At 71.7% G+C, this 19,028-nt stretch carries 17 protein-coding genes, 2 tRNA genes and 1 pseudogene; 4 read left to right on the top strand and 16 right to left on the bottom strand.

Translation table 11 applies throughout. The features are described from left to right. Positions 1 to 191: 191 nt before the first annotated feature. From ACZ5CZ_RS11075 to leuS, 4 genes are all read right to left on the bottom strand, one after another. Complete coding sequence (locus ACZ5CZ_RS11075) at positions 192 to 1,289, bottom strand: ComEA family DNA-binding protein (protein WP_468941480.1); 1,098 nt, start codon at positions 1,287 to 1,289, stop codon at positions 192 to 194. A gap of 162 nt (positions 1,290 to 1,451) precedes the next feature. Next, complete coding sequence (locus ACZ5CZ_RS11070; protein ID WP_385844614.1) at positions 1,452 to 2,297, bottom strand: DegV family protein; 846 nt, start codon at positions 2,295 to 2,297, stop codon at positions 1,452 to 1,454. Between the two features lie 72 nt (positions 2,298 to 2,369). Then, entirely contained in the window at positions 2,370 to 3,029 is a 660-nt protein-coding gene (locus tag ACZ5CZ_RS11065; protein WP_385844613.1) for a hypothetical protein, read from the bottom strand. A gap of 215 nt (positions 3,030 to 3,244) precedes the next feature. After that, a complete protein-coding gene (leuS, locus tag ACZ5CZ_RS11060; protein ID WP_468941475.1) occupies positions 3,245 to 6,118 on the bottom strand; it encodes a leucine--tRNA ligase in 2,874 nt (957 codons plus the stop codon). Positions 6,119 to 6,483: 365 nt separating this feature from the next. Here leuS and ACZ5CZ_RS11055 point away from each other — a divergent pair, with 365 nt between their 5' ends. Continuing rightward, positions 6,484 to 7,764: a cytochrome b/b6 domain-containing protein gene (locus tag ACZ5CZ_RS11055; protein WP_468941472.1), complete on the top strand. Its 1,281-nt coding sequence runs from the start codon at positions 6,484 to 6,486 to the stop codon at positions 7,762 to 7,764. Continuing rightward, entirely contained in the window at positions 7,761 to 9,371 is a 1,611-nt protein-coding gene (locus tag ACZ5CZ_RS11050) for an NADH-ubiquinone oxidoreductase-F iron-sulfur binding region domain-containing protein (protein ID WP_385844609.1), read from the top strand. Before ACZ5CZ_RS11055 ends, ACZ5CZ_RS11050 begins: the two co-directional genes overlap by 4 nt. Before the next feature lie 118 nt (positions 9,372 to 9,489). Here ACZ5CZ_RS11050 and ACZ5CZ_RS11045 read toward each other — a convergent pair. Then, positions 9,490 to 9,562 (bottom strand) — tRNA-Ala (locus ACZ5CZ_RS11045). A 65-nt stretch (positions 9,563 to 9,627) separates the two neighbouring features. Here ACZ5CZ_RS11045 and ACZ5CZ_RS11040 point away from each other — a divergent pair. Then, positions 9,628 to 9,708 (top strand): annotated as a pseudogene (locus tag ACZ5CZ_RS11040) (hypothetical protein); the annotation flags it as partial. 9 nt (positions 9,709 to 9,717) lie between these two features. Here ACZ5CZ_RS11040 and ACZ5CZ_RS11035 read toward each other — a convergent pair. The 8 genes from ACZ5CZ_RS11035 to ACZ5CZ_RS11000 all read right to left on the bottom strand — a co-directional run bounded on the left by ACZ5CZ_RS11035 (position 9,718) and on the right by ACZ5CZ_RS11000 (position 14,615). Beyond that, positions 9,718 to 9,951 (bottom strand): hypothetical protein, encoded by a 234-nt coding sequence (locus tag ACZ5CZ_RS11035; protein ID WP_006136074.1) that lies wholly within the window; start codon positions 9,949 to 9,951, stop codon positions 9,718 to 9,720. Positions 9,952 to 10,278: 327 nt separating this feature from the next. Continuing rightward, positions 10,279 to 10,351: transfer RNA gene (locus ACZ5CZ_RS11030), tRNA-Ala, on the bottom strand. 93 nt (positions 10,352 to 10,444) lie between these two features. Further along, complete coding sequence (locus ACZ5CZ_RS11025) at positions 10,445 to 11,113, bottom strand: histidine phosphatase family protein (protein ID WP_385844608.1); 669 nt, start codon at positions 11,111 to 11,113, stop codon at positions 10,445 to 10,447. After that, a complete protein-coding gene (gene rsfS / locus ACZ5CZ_RS11020; protein ID WP_385844606.1) occupies positions 11,113 to 11,556 on the bottom strand; it encodes a ribosome silencing factor in 444 nt (147 codons plus the stop codon). The genes ACZ5CZ_RS11025 and rsfS overlap by 1 nt, the downstream gene beginning before the upstream one ends. A 101-nt stretch (positions 11,557 to 11,657) precedes the next feature. Continuing rightward, positions 11,658 to 13,373, bottom strand: coding sequence for an LCP family protein (locus tag ACZ5CZ_RS11015; RefSeq protein WP_385844605.1), 1,716 nt, complete (start codon positions 13,371 to 13,373; stop codon positions 11,658 to 11,660). 16 nt (positions 13,374 to 13,389) lie between these two features. Continuing rightward, positions 13,390 to 14,094: a nicotinate-nucleotide adenylyltransferase gene (gene nadD / locus ACZ5CZ_RS11010; protein ID WP_385844604.1), complete on the bottom strand. Its 705-nt coding sequence runs from the start codon at positions 14,092 to 14,094 to the stop codon at positions 13,390 to 13,392. A gap of 56 nt (positions 14,095 to 14,150) precedes the next feature. Continuing rightward, positions 14,151 to 14,306: a hypothetical protein gene (locus tag ACZ5CZ_RS11005; RefSeq protein ID WP_385844602.1), complete on the bottom strand. Its 156-nt coding sequence runs from the start codon at positions 14,304 to 14,306 to the stop codon at positions 14,151 to 14,153. Positions 14,307 to 14,450: 144 nt separating this feature from the next. Then, on the bottom strand, positions 14,451 to 14,615 hold the full coding sequence (locus ACZ5CZ_RS11000; RefSeq protein WP_385844601.1) for a hypothetical protein: 165 nt from the start codon (positions 14,613 to 14,615) through the stop codon (positions 14,451 to 14,453). A gap of 103 nt (positions 14,616 to 14,718) precedes the next feature. On the opposite strand from ACZ5CZ_RS11000, the gene ACZ5CZ_RS10995 reads away from it, so the two are divergent. Continuing rightward, the gene (locus ACZ5CZ_RS10995; protein ID WP_468941464.1) at positions 14,719 to 15,807 is read left to right on the top strand and encodes a M48 family metallopeptidase; all 1,089 of its coding nucleotides are present in this window, start codon (positions 14,719 to 14,721) and stop codon (positions 15,805 to 15,807) included. Between the two features lie 4 nt (positions 15,808 to 15,811). Here the strand turns inward: ACZ5CZ_RS10995 and ACZ5CZ_RS10990 are convergent, their stop codons facing one another. The 3 genes from ACZ5CZ_RS10990 to ACZ5CZ_RS10980 form a co-directional block, all read right to left on the bottom strand. Next, the gene (locus ACZ5CZ_RS10990; protein ID WP_385844598.1) at positions 15,812 to 16,879 is read right to left on the bottom strand and encodes an SCO2583 family membrane protein; all 1,068 of its coding nucleotides are present in this window, start codon (positions 16,877 to 16,879) and stop codon (positions 15,812 to 15,814) included. Positions 16,880 to 16,991: 112 nt separating this feature from the next. Beyond that, entirely contained in the window at positions 16,992 to 17,561 is a 570-nt protein-coding gene (locus ACZ5CZ_RS10985) for an SCO2584 family spore wall biosynthesis protein (protein ID WP_468941461.1), read from the bottom strand. A gap of 121 nt (positions 17,562 to 17,682) precedes the next feature. Further along, positions 17,683 to 18,969, bottom strand: coding sequence for a glutamate-5-semialdehyde dehydrogenase (locus ACZ5CZ_RS10980; protein ID WP_385844595.1), 1,287 nt, complete (start codon positions 18,967 to 18,969; stop codon positions 17,683 to 17,685). Positions 18,970 to 19,028: the final 59 nt, after the last annotated feature.

The raw sequence follows: 19,028 nt of genomic DNA, 5'->3' as shown, positions 1-19,028 counted from the left end.
CGCCCTCCGCCCCTGTCCGGCGCCCGCGGTGCCCCGCGACGCCCTCCGCCCCTGTCCGGCGCCCGCGGTGCCCCGCGATGCCCTCCGCCCCTGTCCGGCGCCTGGGGCGCCCCGGGATGCGGCCCGGCCCCGTCCGGCGCCCGCGCTGCCCCGCCCGTCGGTCTCCGGCGGTCCGCCGTTGTGCGTCCGGATCATGGCCGTACCAGATTCCGCAGATCGCCGAAGCGGCGGTCGCCGATGCCGTTGACCTCGCGCAGCTCGTCCACCGAGCGGAAACCGCCGTGCTGGGTGCGGTAGTCGAGGATGTGCCGGGCCAGCACCGGGCCGACGCCGGGCAGGGTGTCGAGCTGGTCCGCCGTGGCCGTGTTGAGGGAGACGGGGGTCGCCGGTCCCGCGCCCGCCGGGCTTGTGGCCGCTCCGCCGGGCGGGCCCGCGGGCACCGGCACCGCGGCGGGTGCCCCGACGGCGACCTGTTCGCCGTCGACCAGGAAGCGGGCCCGGTTGAGCCCTGCGATGTCCGTGCCCGGGCGGACACCGCCGGCCGCCCGCAGCGCGTCGGCCACCCGGGAGCCGGCCGGCAGCCGCTGGATGCCCGGCTTGCGGACCTTGCCGCTGACGTCCACGACGATCTGCCCGCCCGGCGTCACCGGGGCGCCGGTGACACCACCGGGCTTCGCCTCGTCGCTCCTCCTCGTGGACGTCTCGGCGCGCACCACCTGGGGGGCGCTGACGGTCTCGGTCCTCCCCGTCCAGTACTGCTGTGCGGCGAACCCGGCCGCGGCCACCAGCACCACCGCGAGCGCCATGACTCCCCTGCGCTCCACCGCGCACCGTGTCTGCAACCAGACCGGCATCCGCTCCCGCACCGCCGGCCCCAGGCGCTGGCGCAGCCCCACGGCGAGGGGTTGTTCCGGCGCCAACCGGGGCTCTCGGCCGACCTGTTCGGCATCAGCCGGTTCGGCGTCAGCCGTGGGCGCCTTCCCTCTCCGGCCCATCCCCGGCACCGAGCCGGTGGCCGTCGCGGTCGCCGCCGCCGGCTGCGCGGGCGCCTCCGCGTCCGGTGGTGCGTTCCCCGACTCCCGCCAGTGCGCGGCTCGTTCGCCGAAGAGGAGTTCCGCCCGGCGGCGCAGTTCCTCGGCCGGTGCGGGCGGGCGGTGGCGGGAGCGGCGTCGATCGGTGCCGGGGCGATGTCGGAGACGGAGACCGTCGCCGTGCCGGCCGTCGGAGCCGGGAGCGCGGCCGGGACCGCTGGTCGCACGAGTGCTGCGGGAGCGTGATCGAAGTGCCATGCGACGAGGATGGGTCATCCCGCCGATTCGCGATGATCTTGGTCAATTCCCGGGGAGAACCACCCCGTTGTGGAAAACTCCGCCACCCGCACGAGTGAACCGGAACCCGCGGACACGGGCCGGAACCCGCGGGCACCGGCCGGAACCCCGTGCCCACCGGGGTCAGCGGGGTGAGACCACCGCTCCCAGCAGTCCGGGGCCGGTGTGTGCCCCGATCACCGCACCGACCTCGCTGACATGCAGGTCGGCCAGGCCCGGGACCCGGGCCCGCAGCCGGTCGGCGAGGGCGGCGGCGCGGTCGGGGGCGGCGAGATGGTGGACGGCGATGTCCACCACGGCAGTGCCCGCCCGCTCCGCGGCGATCTCCTCCAGCCGGGCGATCGCCCTGGAGGCCGTGCGGACCTTTTCGAGCAAGTCGATGCGGCCACCGTCCAGCTGGAGCAGGGGTTTCACGGCGAGCGCGGAGCCGAGCAGGGCCTGGGCGGTTCCGATGCGGCCGCCGCGGCGCAGATAGTCGAGCGTGTCGACGTAGAAGTAGGCGGAGGTGCCCGCGGCCCGTTTCTCGGCGGCCGTGACGGCCTCGTCCACCGTGCCGCCGGACTCCGCCACCTCGGCCGCGGCGAGCGCGCAGAAGCCGAGGGCCATCGCGACCATCCCGGTGTCCACGACCCGCACGGGCACCGGCGCCTCCCGGGCCGCGATGACCGCCGCGTCGTAGGTGCCGGACAGTTCGGCGGACAGGTGCAGGGAGACGATGCCGCCCGCGCCGGACTCGGCGACCCTGCGGTAGGTCTCCGCGAACACCTCGGGGCCGGGGCGGGAGGTGGTGACCGGGCGCCGCTTCTGAAGCGCCTGGGCCAGCGAACGGGTCGAGATCTCGGTGCCCTCTTCGAGCGCCCGGTCGCCGAGGACCACGGTCAGGGGTACCGCGGTGATGCCATGGTGCTCCATCGTCCGGGGCGGCAGGTAGGCCGTTGAATCGGTGACGATCGCGACATGGCGGGACATGAGCTGGAGGTTACCTGGCGTGGCGGGCACGCGGCAGCCCGGCCCCTTTCGTGTGCCTTTGCAGTGGGCCGCTCATGCGGTGCTCTCCGGGCGGGGCTGCTTCTTCTGCCAGGGGTAGGTGGGCCGCGGCGTCGGCGGGGTGACCTCGGGCGCCTCGCGCCGTGGCGTGGAGGTCTGCGCGGGCTCGGCCGGCGCCCAGTGGCGCAAGGCGTCCGCTTCGATGCCGATCTGGCTGCTGAGCGCGTCGAGGTCGTCCTCGGCGAACCGGCGGGCCCGGTCCCGGACCGCCCAGCGCAGCGAGTCCGCGGACGTGGTGATGCGCTCGGTGCGGACGCGCAGGTCGGGCAGGCGGGCGGCGAGCGTGGCCCGGTCCGGCTCGGACTCCAGGCGCTTCAGATCGGCGTCCAGCACCTGTCCGTGTCCGCTGAGCCGCTCGAAGAGGCCCACGGACTCCTTCAGCGACTCGTCCTCGGCCACGCCCGCCGCCAGCGCGTCCTGGGTGGCGCGCATCGAGGTGCGCAGGGCGAGCCGCAGCTGGGCGATCTCGGCGGCCGGTCCGATCTGGGCGAAGGACTTGGCGCGCAGGGTGTGGTCCTCGACCGTGCGGCGGGCCTGTGCGATGGTGCGGTCCACTCCGCGTTTGGCCGCGCCCACCGCCTTGACCGTGGCGTACGTGCCCAGACCCACGAAGAGCAGGAAGAGCAGGGCCAACACGGCGAACACTGCTTCCATGACGCTCCTCCTCCGACCGGTACGGCTGGCACGACGCAAGCCGCTGCGCTCTCCACGGTAAACGCAGCGGGCAGGCCCGGAGTTCCAGAAGAACCCCGAACCTGCCCGTAGGGGACTACCCCGAGTCGGCCGGCACCCCGGCCGTCACGCCGGGCCGGAGCGAGCGGAAGCCCTCCGTCCCACTCCGGAGGACCCGAGCCGCGGCGGGCCCTGCGCTACGCCGGAACGATGTTCACCAGCTTCGGCGCGCGCACGATCACCTTGCGGATGCCCGCGCCGGCCAGTGCCGCGACGACCTTCTCGTCGGCCAGCGCCACCTTCTCCAGCTCCTCCTCGGAGATGGCCGGCGGCACCTCCAGCCGCGCCTTGACCTTGCCCTTGATCTGCACCACACAGGTCACGGTCTCGTCCACGACGTACGCCGGGTCGGCGACCGGGAAGTCCTGGTGGACGACCGAGTCGGTGTGGCCCAGCCTGCGCCACAGCTCCTCGGCGATGTGCGGGGCCAGCGGGGCGACCATCAGCACCAGCGGCTCGGCGACCGCACGCGGCACGGCCGTACCCGCCTTGGTCAGGTGGTTGTTCAGCTCGGTGATCTTCGCGATGGCGGTGTTGAAGCGCAGGCCCTCCAGGTCCTGGCGGACGCCGTCGATCGCCTTGTGCAGGGCGCGCAGCGTGTCCTCGTCGGGCGCCGAGTCCACCACCGTCACCTCGCCGGTGTTCTCGTCGACGATGTTGCGCCACAGCCGCTGGAGCAGCCGGAACTGGCCGACCACCGCGCGGGTGTCCCACGGGCGGGAGACGTCCAGCGGGCCCATGGCCATCTCGTACAGGCGCAGGGTGTCGGCGCCGTACTCGGCGCAGATCTCGTCCGGCGTCACCGCGTTCTTCAGGGACTTGCCCATCTTGCCCAGCAGCCGGCTGACCTGCTCGCCCTGGTGGTAGTAGGCGCCGTCCCGCTCCTCGACCTCGGCGGCGGGCACCGCGATGCCCCGGCTGTCGCGGTAGACGTAGGCCTGGATCATGCCCTGGTTGAACAGCTTGTGGAACGGCTCCGCGGAGGAGACGTGCCCCAGGTCGAAGAGGACCTTGGACCAGAAGCGCGCGTACAGCAGGTGCAGCACGGCGTGCTCGGCGCCGCCGACGTACAGGTCGACACCGCCGTGCGGCCGGCCCTCGCGCGGGCCCATCCAGTACTGCTCGATCTCGGGGTCAACCAGCTGTCCGGCGTTGTGCGGGTCCAGGTAGCGGAACTCGTACCAGCAGGAGCCGGCCCAGTTGGGCATGGTGTTGGTCTCGCGGCGGTACTTCTTCGGGCCGTCGCCCAGGTCCAGGGTGACGTTGACCCAGTCCTCGTTGCGCGACAGCGGCGTCTCGGGCTGGGTGTCCGCGTCGTCCGGGTCGAAGGTGCGCGGGCTGTAGTCCTCGACCTCGGGCAGCTCCAGCGGCAGCATCGACTCGGGCAGCGCGTGGGCGACGCCGTCCTCGTCGTAGACGATCGGGAAGGGCTCGCCCCAGTAGCGCTGGCGGCTGAACAGCCAGTCGCGCAGGCGGAAGTTGACGGTGCCCTCGCCGATGCCCTTGCCCTGGAGCCACTCGGTGATGCGGGCCTTGGCCTCGACGACGCCCAGGCCGTCCAGGGACACCTCGTCGCTCGCCGAGTTGACGATCTTCGCGTCGTAGGAGGCGAAGGCGTCGTCCCAGGTGGACGGGTCGGTGGAGCGGCCGTCGCTCGGCTCGACCACACAGCGGATCGGCAGCTCGAAGGCGCGCGCGAAGGCGAAGTCACGCGTGTCGTGCGCCGGGACGGCCATGATCGCGCCGGTGCCGTAGCCCATCAGGACGTAGTCGGCGATGAAGACGGGGACCTGCTCGCCGTTGACCGGGTTGGTCGCGTACGCGCCGGTGAAGACGCCGGTCTTGTCCTTGGCCTCGGCCTGGCGCTCGACGTCGGACTTGGCGGCGGCCTGCGCGCGGTAGGCGGCGACGGCCTCGGCCGGGGTGGCGTGACCGCCGGTCCACACCGGGTGGGTGCCCTCGGGCCAGGCCTCCGGGGTGAACTTCTCGACCAGCGGGTGCTCGGGCGCCAGCACCATGTAGGTGGCGCCGAACAGGGTGTCCTGGCGGGTGGTGAAGACCGTGATGTGCTCGCCGTCGATCGGGAAGTCGATCCGGGCGCCCTCGCTGCGGCCGATCCAGTTGCGCTGCTGGAGCTTGATGGCCTCGGGCCAGTCCAGCTCCTCCAGGTCCTCCAGCAGCCGGTCGGCGTAGGCCGTGATGCGCATGTTCCACTGGCGCAGCTTGGACTTGAAGACCGGGTAGTTGCCGCGCTCGGAGCGGCCGTCGGCGGTGACCTCCTCGTTGGCCAGCACGGTGCCCAGGCCGGGGCACCAGTTGACCGGCGCGTCGGAGGCGTAGGCCAGCCGGTACTCGCCCAGGACGTCGGAGCGCTCGGCGGCGGTCAGCTCGCCCCACGCGCGCGTGGTGCCCGGGATCGCGCGCTCACCGGACTCGAACTGGGCGACCAGCTCGGAGATCGGGCGGGCCTTCTTCGCCTCCGTGTCGTACCAGGAGTTGAAGATCTGGAGGAAGATCCACTGGGTCCACTTGTAGTAGTCCGGGTCGATCGTGGCGAAGGACCGGCGCTTGTCGTGGCCCAGGCCCAGCCGGCGCAGCTGGGCCTTCATGTTCTCGATGTTGGCCTCGGTGGAGACCCGCGGGTGCGTGCCGGTCTGCACGGCGTACTGCTCGGCGGGCAGGCCGAAGGCGTCGAAGCCCAGGGTGTGCAGGACGTTGTGGCCGGTCATGCGCTGGAAGCGGGCGAAGACGTCGGTGGCGATGTAGCCCAGCGGGTGGCCGACGTGCAGGCCGGCGCCGGAGGGGTACGGGAACATGTCCATGATGAACTTCTTGGGCCGGGCGGCCAGCTCCGGGTCGCCCGCCAGATCACCCTTGGGGTTCGGCGCAGCGTAGGTGCCGTCGGCGTCCCAGAAGTCCTGCCAGCGTGCCTCGACCTCGGCTGCCAGGGCGGCCGTGTAGCGGTGCGGCGCGGCCACCTCGGCGGTGCCGGCGGGGTTCGTCTCGCTCATGATCCTCAAAGCTCCATCGATCGTCTCTGCCTGCGGCTGCGACATCCAAGAAACGAAAAAACCCCTCGCACAGGAGGGGACGCCGCGCCGATGCCGACCTCACGGGTTCGACCGGGGGTCGGTACTGATCAGCGCGGCCCGCTAAGCAGAAGGCGTACGGCACGCATGGCGTTAGGGTACCGCAGCCCTTGAGCAAGCCGCGACGCGCTTCCGTATCCCTTGTGGACATGCCATACATCCACGCCGACCCCATCAGATTGTCCGTTGATAACAGCGCAATAACCGAAACCCCGTACTGATCGGTATGGCGCCACCTAGAGTTCGGCAGCGGGACCGCTTTCCCGAAACTGCTCGGAGTTGCCCCCATGAACCCTCGTCGTAGTACCAGCTCCCTCCCCAAACCGGGCCGCTCGGCCTATGGGGTGGCAACGGCTGTCGTCCTGCTGCTGATACCTGTGAGCGTGCTGGTCGGAGGCAGCCAGTTCCGCGATTTCCTCAACTTCGGCGCGGGCGTGATGTGCCTGGTCTCGCTGAGCTGCTCGGTGATCTGGGGCCTGTTCGCACAGGACCGGATCTTCCTCAACACCCGGCAGCGGATCATCGGCCAGGCCGTGCACCGCACGACCGCGGTCGCCTCGATCGCCTTCCTCCTGCTGCACATCACCATCAAGCTCGCCCTCGACCACACGCAGCTGATCGGCGCGATCATCCCGTTCTCCCTGGGCGTCACCGGGATCGGCGGCCTGATCGGACTGGGCTCGCTGGCCGGCCTGCTGATGATCTTCGTGGGCGTCACCGGCGCCCTGCGCAGCAACTTCGCCACCCCCGCCCCGGTCGCCGCCCGCTGGCGGGCGATGCACATGCTGGCCTACCCGGCCTGGTGCGCGGCGCTGGTGCACGGCCTGTACGCGGGCCGCCCGGTCAAGAGCCCGCTCTTCACCTACCTGTACGCGCTGTCCCTGATCGTGGTCATGGCCGCCCTCGCGCTGCGCGCCGCCCCGCGCCCGTTCAAGCGCAGGGTCACCAACCGGCTGGTGGCGCTGTTCGGCAGCGCGGAACCGCCCGGCATCGAGGAGCTGGAGGCGAGCCGGTCGCGGGCGGCCGAGCAGTCGCCCGCGGGCTTCCCGCGCCGCGGCGAGCCGGGACTGTCCGACGCCGCCACGGCGGCCTCCCCCCTCTACCAGACCCCCGTCTCCCCGGCCCCCGGGTCCGCCCCCGGCTTCGCGGCGGCCTACCGCGCGGTGTCCGTCCCCGGCGGCCGCTCCGAGCAGCCCTTCGGGGCTCCCCAGTCCTTCGCGGCCGACCGGACCGCCCGCATGGATCTGCCGCCGGAGCCGGCCGCGCCCTCCGGCGCAGCCGGCAGCTGGCCGGTCCCGTCCCCGCCGCCGGTCGGGGAGGCGCCGCCGTCCGCGTACGACCCGCTCCAGGACACCGGATACACCATCCCCGCCTATGGCAATCCGGGCGCCGCCGGATACGGCGGACGTGATGTGTACGACACCGGTGAGACAAACGGCCGCTACGGCACGTACAACGCGGGCAGCACGTACGACAGCGGTCCCGCCACCGAAACACTCTCCGGCACGTCCTTCGACGCGCCGGGTTCGGGCGAACCTTGGAACACGCCTTCCGGAGGCTTCCAGTGAACGAGGCCCTGCCCGATGTCCCCGAAGTCCGCGTCGTCGGACTTCCCCAGCTCACATCGGGTTTCGACCTTGTGGAACGGCTCGACCTGCCCATGCACCTGAAGGTGCACGGGCCGCTCGACCCGCTGGGCGGCGAACAGCTCGCCCAGCTCGCCGAACGCATCAACCTCAGGGGCCGCGGCGGCGCGGGCTTCCCCTTCCACAAGAAACTGCGCTCGGTCGCCGAGTCGGCGATCAAGCGCGGGGTACGGCCGGTCGTGGTCGTCAACGGCAGCGAGGACGAGCCGGCCTGCCGCAAGGACACGGTGCTGATCAACCGCGCCCCGCACCTGATCCTGGACGGCGCGCTGCTGTGCGCCGAGGCGCTGGGCGCGCGCACCCTCGTCATCGGCGTCACCCGGGAGTCCACCCAGCGCTCCATGGAGGCCGCGCTCGCCGAACGGGGTCTGAACAACAGCCGCCGATCGGCGCTGCGCGCATGGGTGCAGCGCAATCCGGTCCGGATGGTCACCGGTGCCGCCGCCTCGCTGATCCGCTCGATCGACGGCGGCCCGGCGATCCCGCCCGGCCGCAAGATCAGCGCCTCGCAGAGCGGCGTGGGCGGCGCACCCACCCTGCTGTCCAACGCGGAGACGTTCGCCCAGCTGGCCATCGCCGCCCGCATCGGCCCGGAGCGCTACGGCAACACCGGCCTGTACGACGAACCGGGCACCGTGATGCTGACGGTCTCCGGCGCGGTCGCCCGCCCGATGGTGATCGAGGTCCCCACGGGGGTGCCGCTGCGCTACGTGCTCCAGCTGGCGGGCGCCCCGCCGGTGCCGCAGGGGGTGCTGACCGGCGGCTACCACGGCAAGTGGATCGACGCGGCCACCGTCGACGAGGCGATCGTCTCCCGCAACTCGCTGGACCAGGTGGGCGGTTCACTGGGGGCGGGCGCGATCCTGCCGATCAGCCAGGAGACCTGTCCGCTGGGCGAGTCGCTGCGGGTGGCGCAGTGGCTGGCCGAGGAGAGCGCCGGCCAGTGCGGCCCCTGCTACCTCGGACTGCCCGCCGCCGCGCGCGGCATGGAGGACATCCTGAACGGCGGCGGACCGGCCGCCCTGGAGGCGCTCAAGCAGGTCGCGAAGAACGTCAAGCGGCGCGGCGCCTGTTCGCACCCGGACGGCTCGGCGATGTTCCTGGAGTCGACCATCAAGGCGTTCACCGACGACCTGGCCGCCCATGTCCTCGGCAACGGCTGCGGACGGCCCGTGGAGGGCGTTCTACCGCTCTTCGAGGGGGGCAGGGCCCCCACGGGCATCCCGGGCGGCGGAGAGCCCCAGGAGACCGGCGCCAGCCGCCAGAAGATCTACGTCGACTGGACGCTGTGCCGGGGCCACGGTCTGTGCGCCGACATCCTGCCCGAGGTGTTCGAACTCGGCGCCGACGGCTTCCCGACCGTCGCCCAGGCCCAGGTGCCGCGCTACGCGGAGGCGAAGGCACTGCGCGCGGTGCGCCGCTGTCCGGCACTGGCCCTGCGCATCGAGGAGGACACGCGCGGGCAGGCGCCGGCGCGCAATCTGCCGGTGCTCTCGCAGGGCCGTGGCCGGCGCGCGCTCGGCCGCTGAGCGACGAACGGCGGGTCACCCGGATCGGGTGGCCCGCCGCCGTCATACACCTGCGCCTGACGATTCCCCAACACGCCGAAGGCGGACCATCCATCGGATGGTCCGCCTTCGATTTCTGTGGAGCTAAGGAGAATTGAACTCCTGACCTCCTGCATGCCATGCAGGCGCTCTACCAACTGAGCTATAGCCCCTTGTTTAGTTTGTCCGCCCGGTTTCCCTCTCGGTTCCCCCGGCGACGTCGTAAACATTACAGGCCCTGCGGCGCAGCGCCAAATCCGTTCCTTCCGCGCCCCCGTTCGACGACCAATGTCCGGTTTGTCAGGCCCCGCAGGGCAGACCGTGCAGGTCAGGCCGTGACGAACGAGTAGAACCTCTTGAGCGTGCAGTGCTCCTCGAGGAGGCGGCCGTAGATCGGCTCGCCCTCCAGCTCCCGGTACGTCTCGATGGGGTCGCCTTTTATGATCAGCGCCCGCGCGCATTCCTCGCACCAGTACTGGTAGTCGGGGTTGATCGGCTCCATGTCCCGCACGATGGGCGTGCCGCTGCCGCACCAGTCGCACTTCCGCCTGTGTGCACCCATCGATCAGCTCCAGGAAGGGCGGCCGAGCCGGGTGGCCGTGTTCCGTATCAACGCTGCACCGAGGAGGTCGCCGCCCTCCTCGAGGATGCTCGCAGGCATCGCCACTCCCTCCCGTCGGGCCGCGCCCCCTTCCGGCCGTTTGATTCTGCCACGGCCGGGCCAATACGGTCAGCGACGCCTCAGTACCGGTCCGGACACGGCGCCCGCCGCGAGCGCCGCCGCGGAGGTATACGGGCGCGGGACCCGGGCGACTCAATCAGGCGCGGACAGCGGACAGGCCGGACAGCAGAAGATCCCGCCCCCTGAGGGACGGGATCTTCTTCACTGTGGAGCTAAGGAGAATTGAACTCCTGACCTCCTGCATGCCATGCAGGCGCTCTACCAACTGAGCTATAGCCCCTTGCGTTCTTCCCGCTCGGCGGGGCGAACAAGAAGAACTTTAGCCTGCGACCTGCCAGAAAGTGAAATCCGGGGTCCGGGAGGCTCCTGGCGCTCAGTCGTCGTCGCCGAGGACGGGCTCCGGGAGGGTGCCCGCGTTGTGCTCCAGCAGGCGCCAGCCGCGGCCGCCCTCGCCGAGCACGGACCAGCAGCAGTTGGAGAGGCCGCCGAGGCTCTCCCAGTGCCGGGGCTCCAGTCCGAGGAGCCGGCCGATGGTGGTGCGGATGGTGCCGCCGTGGCTGACGACGACCAGGGTGCCGTTCTCGGGCAGCTTCTCGGTGTGCCGCAGGACGACGGGGGCCGCCCGGTCGGCGACCTCGGTCTCCAGCTCGCCGCCGCCCCGGCGGACCGGCTCGCCGCGCTTCCAGGCGGTGTACTCCTCGCCGTGGCGGGCGAGGATCTCCTCGTGCGTCAGCCCCTGCCAGACGCCCGCGTACGTCTCCCTGAGGCCTTCGTCGTGGGTGACGTCGAGGCCGGTGAGCTCGGCCAGCTCGGCGGCGGTCCGCGCCGCCCGCTGGAGGTCCGAGGAGACGATCGCGTCGGGGCGCAGGGAGGCGAGCAGCCGGGCGGCCCGGCGGGCCTGGCCGAGCCCGGCCTCGGTCAGCTCGACGTCCGTGGAGCCCTGGAACCGGCGCTCCACGTTCCACGAGGTCTGGCCGTGCCGCCACAGGATGATGCGGCGGCCGCGGCCGGTGCGGTCGGTCACCTCACCTGTGGCGCTCATCACCACTCCCCGCCCGGCTCCTGGTCGGCCTCGGCGGCCTGCATCCGGGCGTGCTCCTCGGCCTTGCCGCGGGTGGCCTTGGCGTCGGCGGACAGCTCGATCTCGGGGCAGTCCTTCCACAGCCGCTCCAGGGCGTAGAAGACCCGCTCCTCGCTGTGCTGCACATGGACGACGATGTCGACGTAGTCGAGCAGGATCCAGCGGGCGTCGCGGTCGCCCTCGCGGCGGACCGGCTTGGCGCCGAGCTCCTTCTGGAGGCGCTCTTCGATCTCGTCGACGATGGCCTTGACCTGGCGGTCGTTGGGTGCGGAGGCCAGCAGGAAGGCGTCCGTGATCGACAGGACGTCGCTGACGTCGTAGGCGATGACGTCGTGGGCGAGCTTGTCGGCCGCCGCCTGGGCGGCGGTGTTGATGAGCTCAAGGGAACGGTCGGTGGCGGTCACTACATGGCTTTCCGTCGGCGGTCACTGAACCTCAAGGGTCTCACGGACCGCCGGGGGCACCCAGGTGATTACCGCGTCACCCGGGGTGCCCCCGGTCGTGCTCAGGACGAGGACGGCTTGTAGTCCTGGCCGAGGACCACCGAGACGTCGGCACCGGAGGAGACGGAACCCTTGGTCACCGAGGCGGCGGGCAGGCCGAGGGTCTTGGCGACCTCGGCGGCGTTGTCCTTGTCCGCCGCGTCCGCGTAGACGACCTTGGAGGCGGTCTCGGTGCCGGCGGCGGTGCCGCCCTCCAGGAAGGTGAAGCCGCCGTTGAGGAGGACCACGCGGGCCTTCTGGGTGTCGTCCTTCACACCGGTGGCGTTCTGGACGGAGACCCGGACCGCGGAGCCGGCGTCGGGGCTCTTGGCGGCGCCGCCGAGGATGTCCTTGACCACGCTGTCGCTGGTCCTGGCGCTCAGCGTGCCGTCGGCCTGCACGGGCAGCAGGGCGGTCTTGTACGCGCCGGTCTTGGCGAGGTCGGCGAGCTTGGCGAGGAAGGCGCCGAGGTCCTTGTCGGTGAGCGAGGGGTCGAGGATCTGCGCGAGGGTCTGCACGGTCGTGGTGGCCGAGGAGGGGTCGGAGGACATCTTGCGCAGCACGCCCTGCACGACCTGGCCGAACCGCTCCAGCTGGGCGGTCTGGGACTCGCCGGGCGCGCGGTAGGTGGCGTAGGCGACGGCCATCTTGCCGCTGAGGGTCTGGCCGGTGCCCTTGTGGACGAGCGGCTCGGCGCCCTTCTTCTTGCTGTCCGGGTCGGGGACGTCCGTGTTGGTGTCGATGTCGATGTTGCCGACCAGTTCGACCAGGTTCTGGAGGTAGGGGGTGTCCAGCCGCCAGGTGCCCTGGATGCTGGTGCCGAGGACGGTGTCGAGCTGGTCGCGGGTGCCGCTGGAGCCGTCGTCGGCCACGGACTTGGCGAGGGTGGTGGTGGAGCCGTCGCCGTCGGTCAGGGCGAGGGAGTTGGGCAGCAGGACGGTGGTGCCCTGCTTGGTGGTGGTGTTGTCGACCAGCAGCACGGTGGAGGTGCCGCCCTTGCCGGTGTTGTGCAGATGGACGACGATCACGTCCCGTTTCTGCGCGGCGACGGGCGTGCCGGTGCCGGCCGTGCCGCCGGAGGACGACAGGCCGGGCAGCTTTCCGGCGTACCAGAGGTAGCCGACGCCGCCGACGGCCACGAGGGCGAGGACGACGAGCAGGGCGACGATCCGGCTGCGGGCGCGGCGGCGGGCCTCCTCGCGGCGTTCGGTGCGGTTCTCGGTGAACTTCAGCCAGTCGATGACGTCCTCGGAGTCACCGTCCGGCTCCTCGACGAAGGCGAACTGCTCGGTGCGGTAGTCCGGTTCACCGGGGGCGTGCCCGGTCTCCGCGGGGGCCGGCGGGTCCTCCGCGGGGCCGGCCTGCTGCGGGATGTAGGGGGTCTGTTCGGCGACCCGGGGCTGCTGGCCGCTGCTCGCGGCCTGCCCGTAGGGGTCGTGACCGGGTGCGCCCTGCGGGCCGGCGGCGGTTCCGGCGCCGGTGCCGTGCGGGGCGTACGGGTCGTACGGGGACGAGCCGTAGGGGTCGTACGGCTGGTGCCCGGACCCGTACGACGGGGTCTGCTGCTGGTCCGTGGCGTAGGGGTCGTAGCCGTAGCCGCCCTGCTGGGCGTACGGGTCGTAGGTCTGCTGCGGTGCCTGCTGTGCCGGGACCTGCCGGTACACGGGCTGTCCGTACTCGTCGTAGCCGACGAGTTCGTAAGGGCCGTCCCCGTACCCCGCGTCGTATCGCTCGTTCACCGGTGCCCCTCTCGGCTCACTCGCCGCGGTACAGCTCGCGCTTGGCGATGTAGCGCACGACCCCGTCCGGCACCATGTACCAGATGGGTTCGCCCTTGGCGACCCTCGCGCGGCAGTCGGTGGAGGAGATGGCCAGCGCCGGCACCTCGACGAGCGAGACGCCGCCCTCCGGCAGGCCCGGGTCGGTCAGGTGGTGGCCGGGGCGGGTGACGCCGATGAAATGCGCGAGAGAGAAGAGTTCCGCCGAGTCGCGCCAGGTCAGCAGCTGCGCGAGGGCGTCGGCACCGGTGATGAAGAAGAGGTCGGTGTCGGGGTTGAGGGCGCGCAGGTCCCGCAGGGTGTCGACGGTGTAGGTGGGGCCGCCGCGGTCGATGTCGATGCGGCTGACGGAGAACTGCGGGTTCTCGGCGGTGGCGATGACCGTCATCAGATAGCGGTCCTCGGCCGGGGAGACCTTGCGGTGGGACTTCTGCCAGGGCTGGCCGGTGGGGACGAACACCACCTCGTCCAGCTGGAACTGCGCGGCGACCTCACTGGCCGCCACCAGGTGCCCGTGGTGGATCGGGTCGAAGGTGCCGCCCATGACGCCCAGGCGTCGCTTGCCCTCGTGGGCGGGGCCGTGGCCCGGCTGGTACTGCCGGTACTGCGGATGCTCGACCGTGGTCTCGGCGTTCTCGGCGCTCGCGTGCGCCGGACCGGTAGGCATGTCCTGCTCTCCCATGCGTGCAGACCCTACCGGCCCGGCTTCGGGCTCCCTGCCGGGGACGGCCTCGCGGCTCAGCGGTCGCGGTTGAAGCGGGTGGTGATCCACAGCAGAAGCAGCAGGATGACGAGGGCGCTGCCACCGGTGACGGCCGGGTTGAGGCTGTTGTGGTTGCCGCCCTCGCTCTCGGCGAGGGTGACCAGCTGGGCTGCGGCGCTGTGAAGGCTCATCTTCGGCAGGACCTATCGCGTGTGGGCGGGATAAAGATGTCGGCCCATCGTAAGCGGGCGGTCCCGAGGCGATCACGCCGACTCCGCCGTTGGGGAGGAGCGGTGCCCGTCCCGGGGCCGGCGGCGGGGAACTTTCCCCGGCGATCAGTCGTCCTTCCGCTTGTAGCCGCGCAGCAGGAACCAGGCGGTCAGTGCACAGCCCAGGACCATGACGACGAGGACGATGCGGAGCAGATTCCCCGCCCCGTGCTGCTGGACGGCGCTCGCGGCGGCCTCGGTCAGCCAGGTGGCTGCGGGGTGGTGCTCCATCACGTGGACTCCTTCGGCTGTACTGCCCGTCCACCGTAACTCGGCCTAGGCTGGGCCCTGCCTCGGGGGCGCACCGGGTTCTGACACGCACATGGGGGAAGACATGTCCGACGACGGCCACCAGCAGACGGGGCACGAGCGGGTGCCCAGCCGGCAGCGCAGGCGCTTCCCGGGAATCTCCTCGCGTGCGTACGAGCATCCGGCCGACCGCTCGGCGCTGGTCGCGCTGCGCAAGCTGAGCGGGTTCGACACGGTGTTCAAGGCGCTCAGCGGGCTGCTGCCGGAGCGGAGCATCAGGCTGCTGTTCCTGTCCGACTCGGTGCGGGTCTCCGAGCGGCAGTTCACGCATCTGCACGACATGCTGCTCGACGCCTGTTACATCCTGGATCTGGAGAAGGTCCCGCCGATGTACGTCACGCAGGATCCGCAGCCCAACGCGATGTGCATCGGGCTGGACGAGCCGGTCATCGTGGTGACGACCGGGCTCGTGGAACTGCTGGACGAGGAGGAGATGCGGGCGGTCGTGGGCCACGAGGTGGGCCACGCGCTGTCCGGCCACTCGGTGTACCGCACGATCCTGCTGTTCCTGACGAGCCTGGCGGTGCGGGTCGCCTGGATCCCGCTCGGCAATCTGGCGGTCATGGCGATCGTCACGGCGCTGCGGGAGTGGTTCCGCAAGTCGGAGCTGTCCGCCGACCGGGCCGGGCTGCTGGTGGGCCAGGACGTCCAGGCCTCGATGCGGGGCCTGATGAAGATCGCGGGCGGCAATCATCTGCACGAGATGAACGTGGACGCGTTCCTGGAGCAGGCCGAGGAGTACGACTCCGGGGGCGATCTGCGGGACTCGGTGCTGAAGATCCTCAATGTGCTGCCCCGCTCGCACCCGTTCACCACCGTGCGGGCGGCCGAGCTGAAGAAGTGGTCCGAGTCGCGGGACTACCAGCGGCTCATGGACGGTCACTACCCGCGGCGCAGCGAGGACGCGGACGCCTCGGTCAGCGACTCCTTCCGGGAGTCTGCGGCGAGCTACGCCAGCGATGTGAAGGACTCCAAGGATCCGCTGATGAAGCTGGTCACGGATCTCGCGGGCGGCGCGGGGGAGCTGGGCGGCCGGTTCCGGCGCGGTTTCAACGGCTTCACCAGCCCGCCCCCGGCCAAGGGCGCGGACGCTCCGCCGGAGGACGGCGAGTAGCGGTTCAGCCCGTCGGGCGGGTGCTCTGCGCCAGGGTTCCGCACAGTGCCGGGGGGTTGTCCGTGTCGTAGAGGTTGGTGCCCGCGGGGCCGCCCGCCCTGGCCGTCTGGCCGGCCAGCAGGGGCCGCAGGTAGCTGGTGGAGTCGTCGGCGCAGGACAGCGGGCCGGCCTGGGTGTGGGCCGTGACCAGCTGGGCCTGGCGGGTGCGCAGGTCGTCGCGGTCGAAGCGGAAGGTCAGCTCGCGGCGGACCATGAAGAGGGAGGCGGGCGCGTCGGCGGCGGCGTGGGCGGGGCGCAGGGCGTAGACGAAGAGGTGGTCGGCGGTGACCTCCAGCGTCGCGGAGTCGGTCTCGACGGCCGTGAGGTCGCCCTGGACGCGGATGCGGTCGTCGGCCAGCTGGACACGGGAGGGGTCGAGCCGGACCAGCCAGCCGGTCGGGGCGTGCCGTCCGTCGGCCGCCGGGCGGGCGAAGCTCTGCTCGAACTGGTCGAGCTGGTCGGGGTCGATCAGGGCGCGGGCGGGGCCGGTCTGCCGGCCGGTGAGCACCTCGGGGTAGAGCGAGGAGCGGACGAGGTAGTCCTTGGCGATGCTGAGCGCGGCCACGATCTGGCTTTCGGAGAAGTGCGCGGTGGCGCGGGAGGCGGGCAGCGGTATCCCCTCCGCGCCGATCTCGAACTGCGCTGCGGGGCTGTGTGCGTACAGGTGCTCGGCGTCGGGGTCTCCGGGCACCGTTCCCTGGGGGGCGAGCGGGACGACCGTCATCCGCAGCGGCTGCACCGGGCGCCGGGCCTCGGGGGCGTACGGGTGGCGGACGCCCATGTAGACCGCGGTGGCGAAGGCGACGGCGATCAGCACCACGAGGACCAGGAGCTGCCGGGTGAGTCCGCGGGACAGCGGCGGACGGCGGCGTACGGCGGGGGCGCGGTCGGCCATTCGCTCCTCGGCGGAGTACTCCCGGAGCCGGGCAGCGCGGACGAACGACTCGTCGAAGACGACGGATCGGTATTCGTCCTCCGCACCTCCGGGGCCGCCCTCGGGTGTCCCCTCCGGTGGGTCTCCAGGCCCGCCCATACTTTCAGAGTAGGTCTCGGGAGCCCCGGGTAAACGCCCTGGTACCGACAACTTCTGACAGGTTCTCAACAGGTGCCGGGCGCCGGTTCCCCGCGGGCGGCGGGGCCGGGGTTCAGGGCGAGCGCGGAACGGCGGAGATGGCGGGCCGGTCGGAGTCGGCGGACACGGAGGGGGTGGCGGCGGCGCCCTGTTCCAGGCCGGTGGGGGCGTGGGCGGGCACCCGGTCGCGGGTCCCGCCGGAGGAGCCCCGGTAGACCGCGGCGAAGGCCAGCGCGACCATGCCGATGCCCATCACGACGGCGAGCACCCAGGCGACGGGGCGGTGCCAGCGGACCTGCTTGCCGTGGCCGAAAGGGGCGTAGGGACGGTCGAGGAGGAAGGTGTCCTCCAGGTCGTCGTCGTCCGGGTCGTGGCCGAGGTCGGTGCCGTCGGGGCTGTACCGCTCCTCGTAGCGCTCGCCTCGGGCGCGGGCGCGGCGGGCCTCCGCCTCGGAGGCCTCGGCTCTGGCCTGCGCGGCGGCCACGAGGCGTTCCACGGCGGTCGGCTCATGGACCGTGGCCGCCTGGACGAAGGCCTCGTCGAAGACCACGGAGGCGAACTCTTCGTCCGACACCCCGTGGTCGTGGTCGTCGTCGGGCTCCCAGCCGTCAGGGAACGGCGTGCCCCCCACGTCCTCCGGCACGGATCCAGAGTAGACCTGGGGGGTCAATTTGGGCAGACGGTATGGAAGTTCGTCTGACTGGTGAGACACCTTTTCGGCCGTGTGCCGCCCTTTACGGACATACGGCCGAGCGGGTGAAACCTCAGGGGCGTACGTGTCCGTCGCCGGTGACGATGTACTTGGTGCTGGTCAGCTCCGGCAGGCCCATCGGGCCGCGGGCGTGCAGCTTCTGGGTGGAGATGCCGATCTCGGCGCCGAAGCCGAACTGGCTGCCGTCGGTGAACCGGGTGGAGGCGTTCACGGCGACGGTGGTCGAGTCGACCAGCTGGGTGAAGCGGCGGGCGGCCGCCTGCGAGGTGGTGACGATCGCCTCGGTGTGGCCGGAGGTCCACAGCCGGATGTGCTCGACGGCCTTGTCCAGGGAGTCGACGACGGCGGCGGCGATGTCGTAGGAGAGGTACTCGGTCTCCCAGTCCTCGGTGGTGGCCTCCACCACGGTGGCCTTGGAGTCCTTGCCGTAGGCCATGACCCGCTCGTCGGCGTGGACGGTGACGCCGGCCTCGGCGAGGGCGTCCAGGGCGCGGGGCAGGAACTCGGCGGCGATGTCCTGGTGGACCAGCAGGGTCTCGGCGGCGTTGCAGACGCTGACCCGCTGGGCCTTGGAGTTGATCAGGATCTCGATCGCCGTGTCGATGTCGGCCTGGGCGTCGACGTAGACATGGCAGTTGCCGGTGCCGGTCTCGATCACGGGGACGGTGGACTCGTTCACCACCGTCTGGATGAGGGAGGCGCCGCCGCGCGGGATCAGCACGTCGACCAGGCCGCGGGCGCGCATCAGCTCGCGGACGGAGTCGCGGCTCTCGCCGGGCACCAGCTGGACGGCGTCGGCGGGCAGCCCGGCGCCGCCGACGGCGTCGCGGATCACCCGGACGAGGGCGGTGTTGGACTCGTAGGCGGAGGCGGAGCCGCGCAGCAGGACCGCGTTGCCGGACTTCAGGCAGAGGACGGCGGCGTCGACGGTGACGTTGGGGCGGGCCTCGTAGATGATGCCGACGACGCCGAGCGGGACCCGGACCTGGCGCAGGTCGATGCCGTTGGGCAGGGTGGAGCCGCGGACGACCTCGCCGACCGGGTCGGGCAGCTTGGCGACGTCGCGGACGTCGGCGGCGATGGCGCGGACCCGCTCGGGGGTGAGGGTGAGCCGGTCGACGATGGCCTCGCTGGTGCCGTTCTGCCGCGCCTTGGCCACGTCCTGGGCGTTGGCCTCGACGATCTCGGCGGTCCGGACCTCCAGGGCGTCGGCGATCGCGAGCAGCGCGTCGTCCTTCACGGCACGCGGCAGCGGCGCGAGGTCGGCGGCGGCGGCCTTGGCCCGGTACGCGGCCTGGGTGACCGGGGACATCGAGTCGTACGGCGAGAGCGTGGTCATGAGGGAAGGGTAGTGCGCCGGGGCGGGCGGTCCGGTGACCGTCCCACACCCCGAGACGG

The sequence above is a fragment of the Streptomyces sp. NPDC031418 genome, from assembly GCF_055581605.1.
Note: the sequence above shows the minus strand (reverse complement) of the source record. Positions and strands in the feature narration are given on the sequence as shown.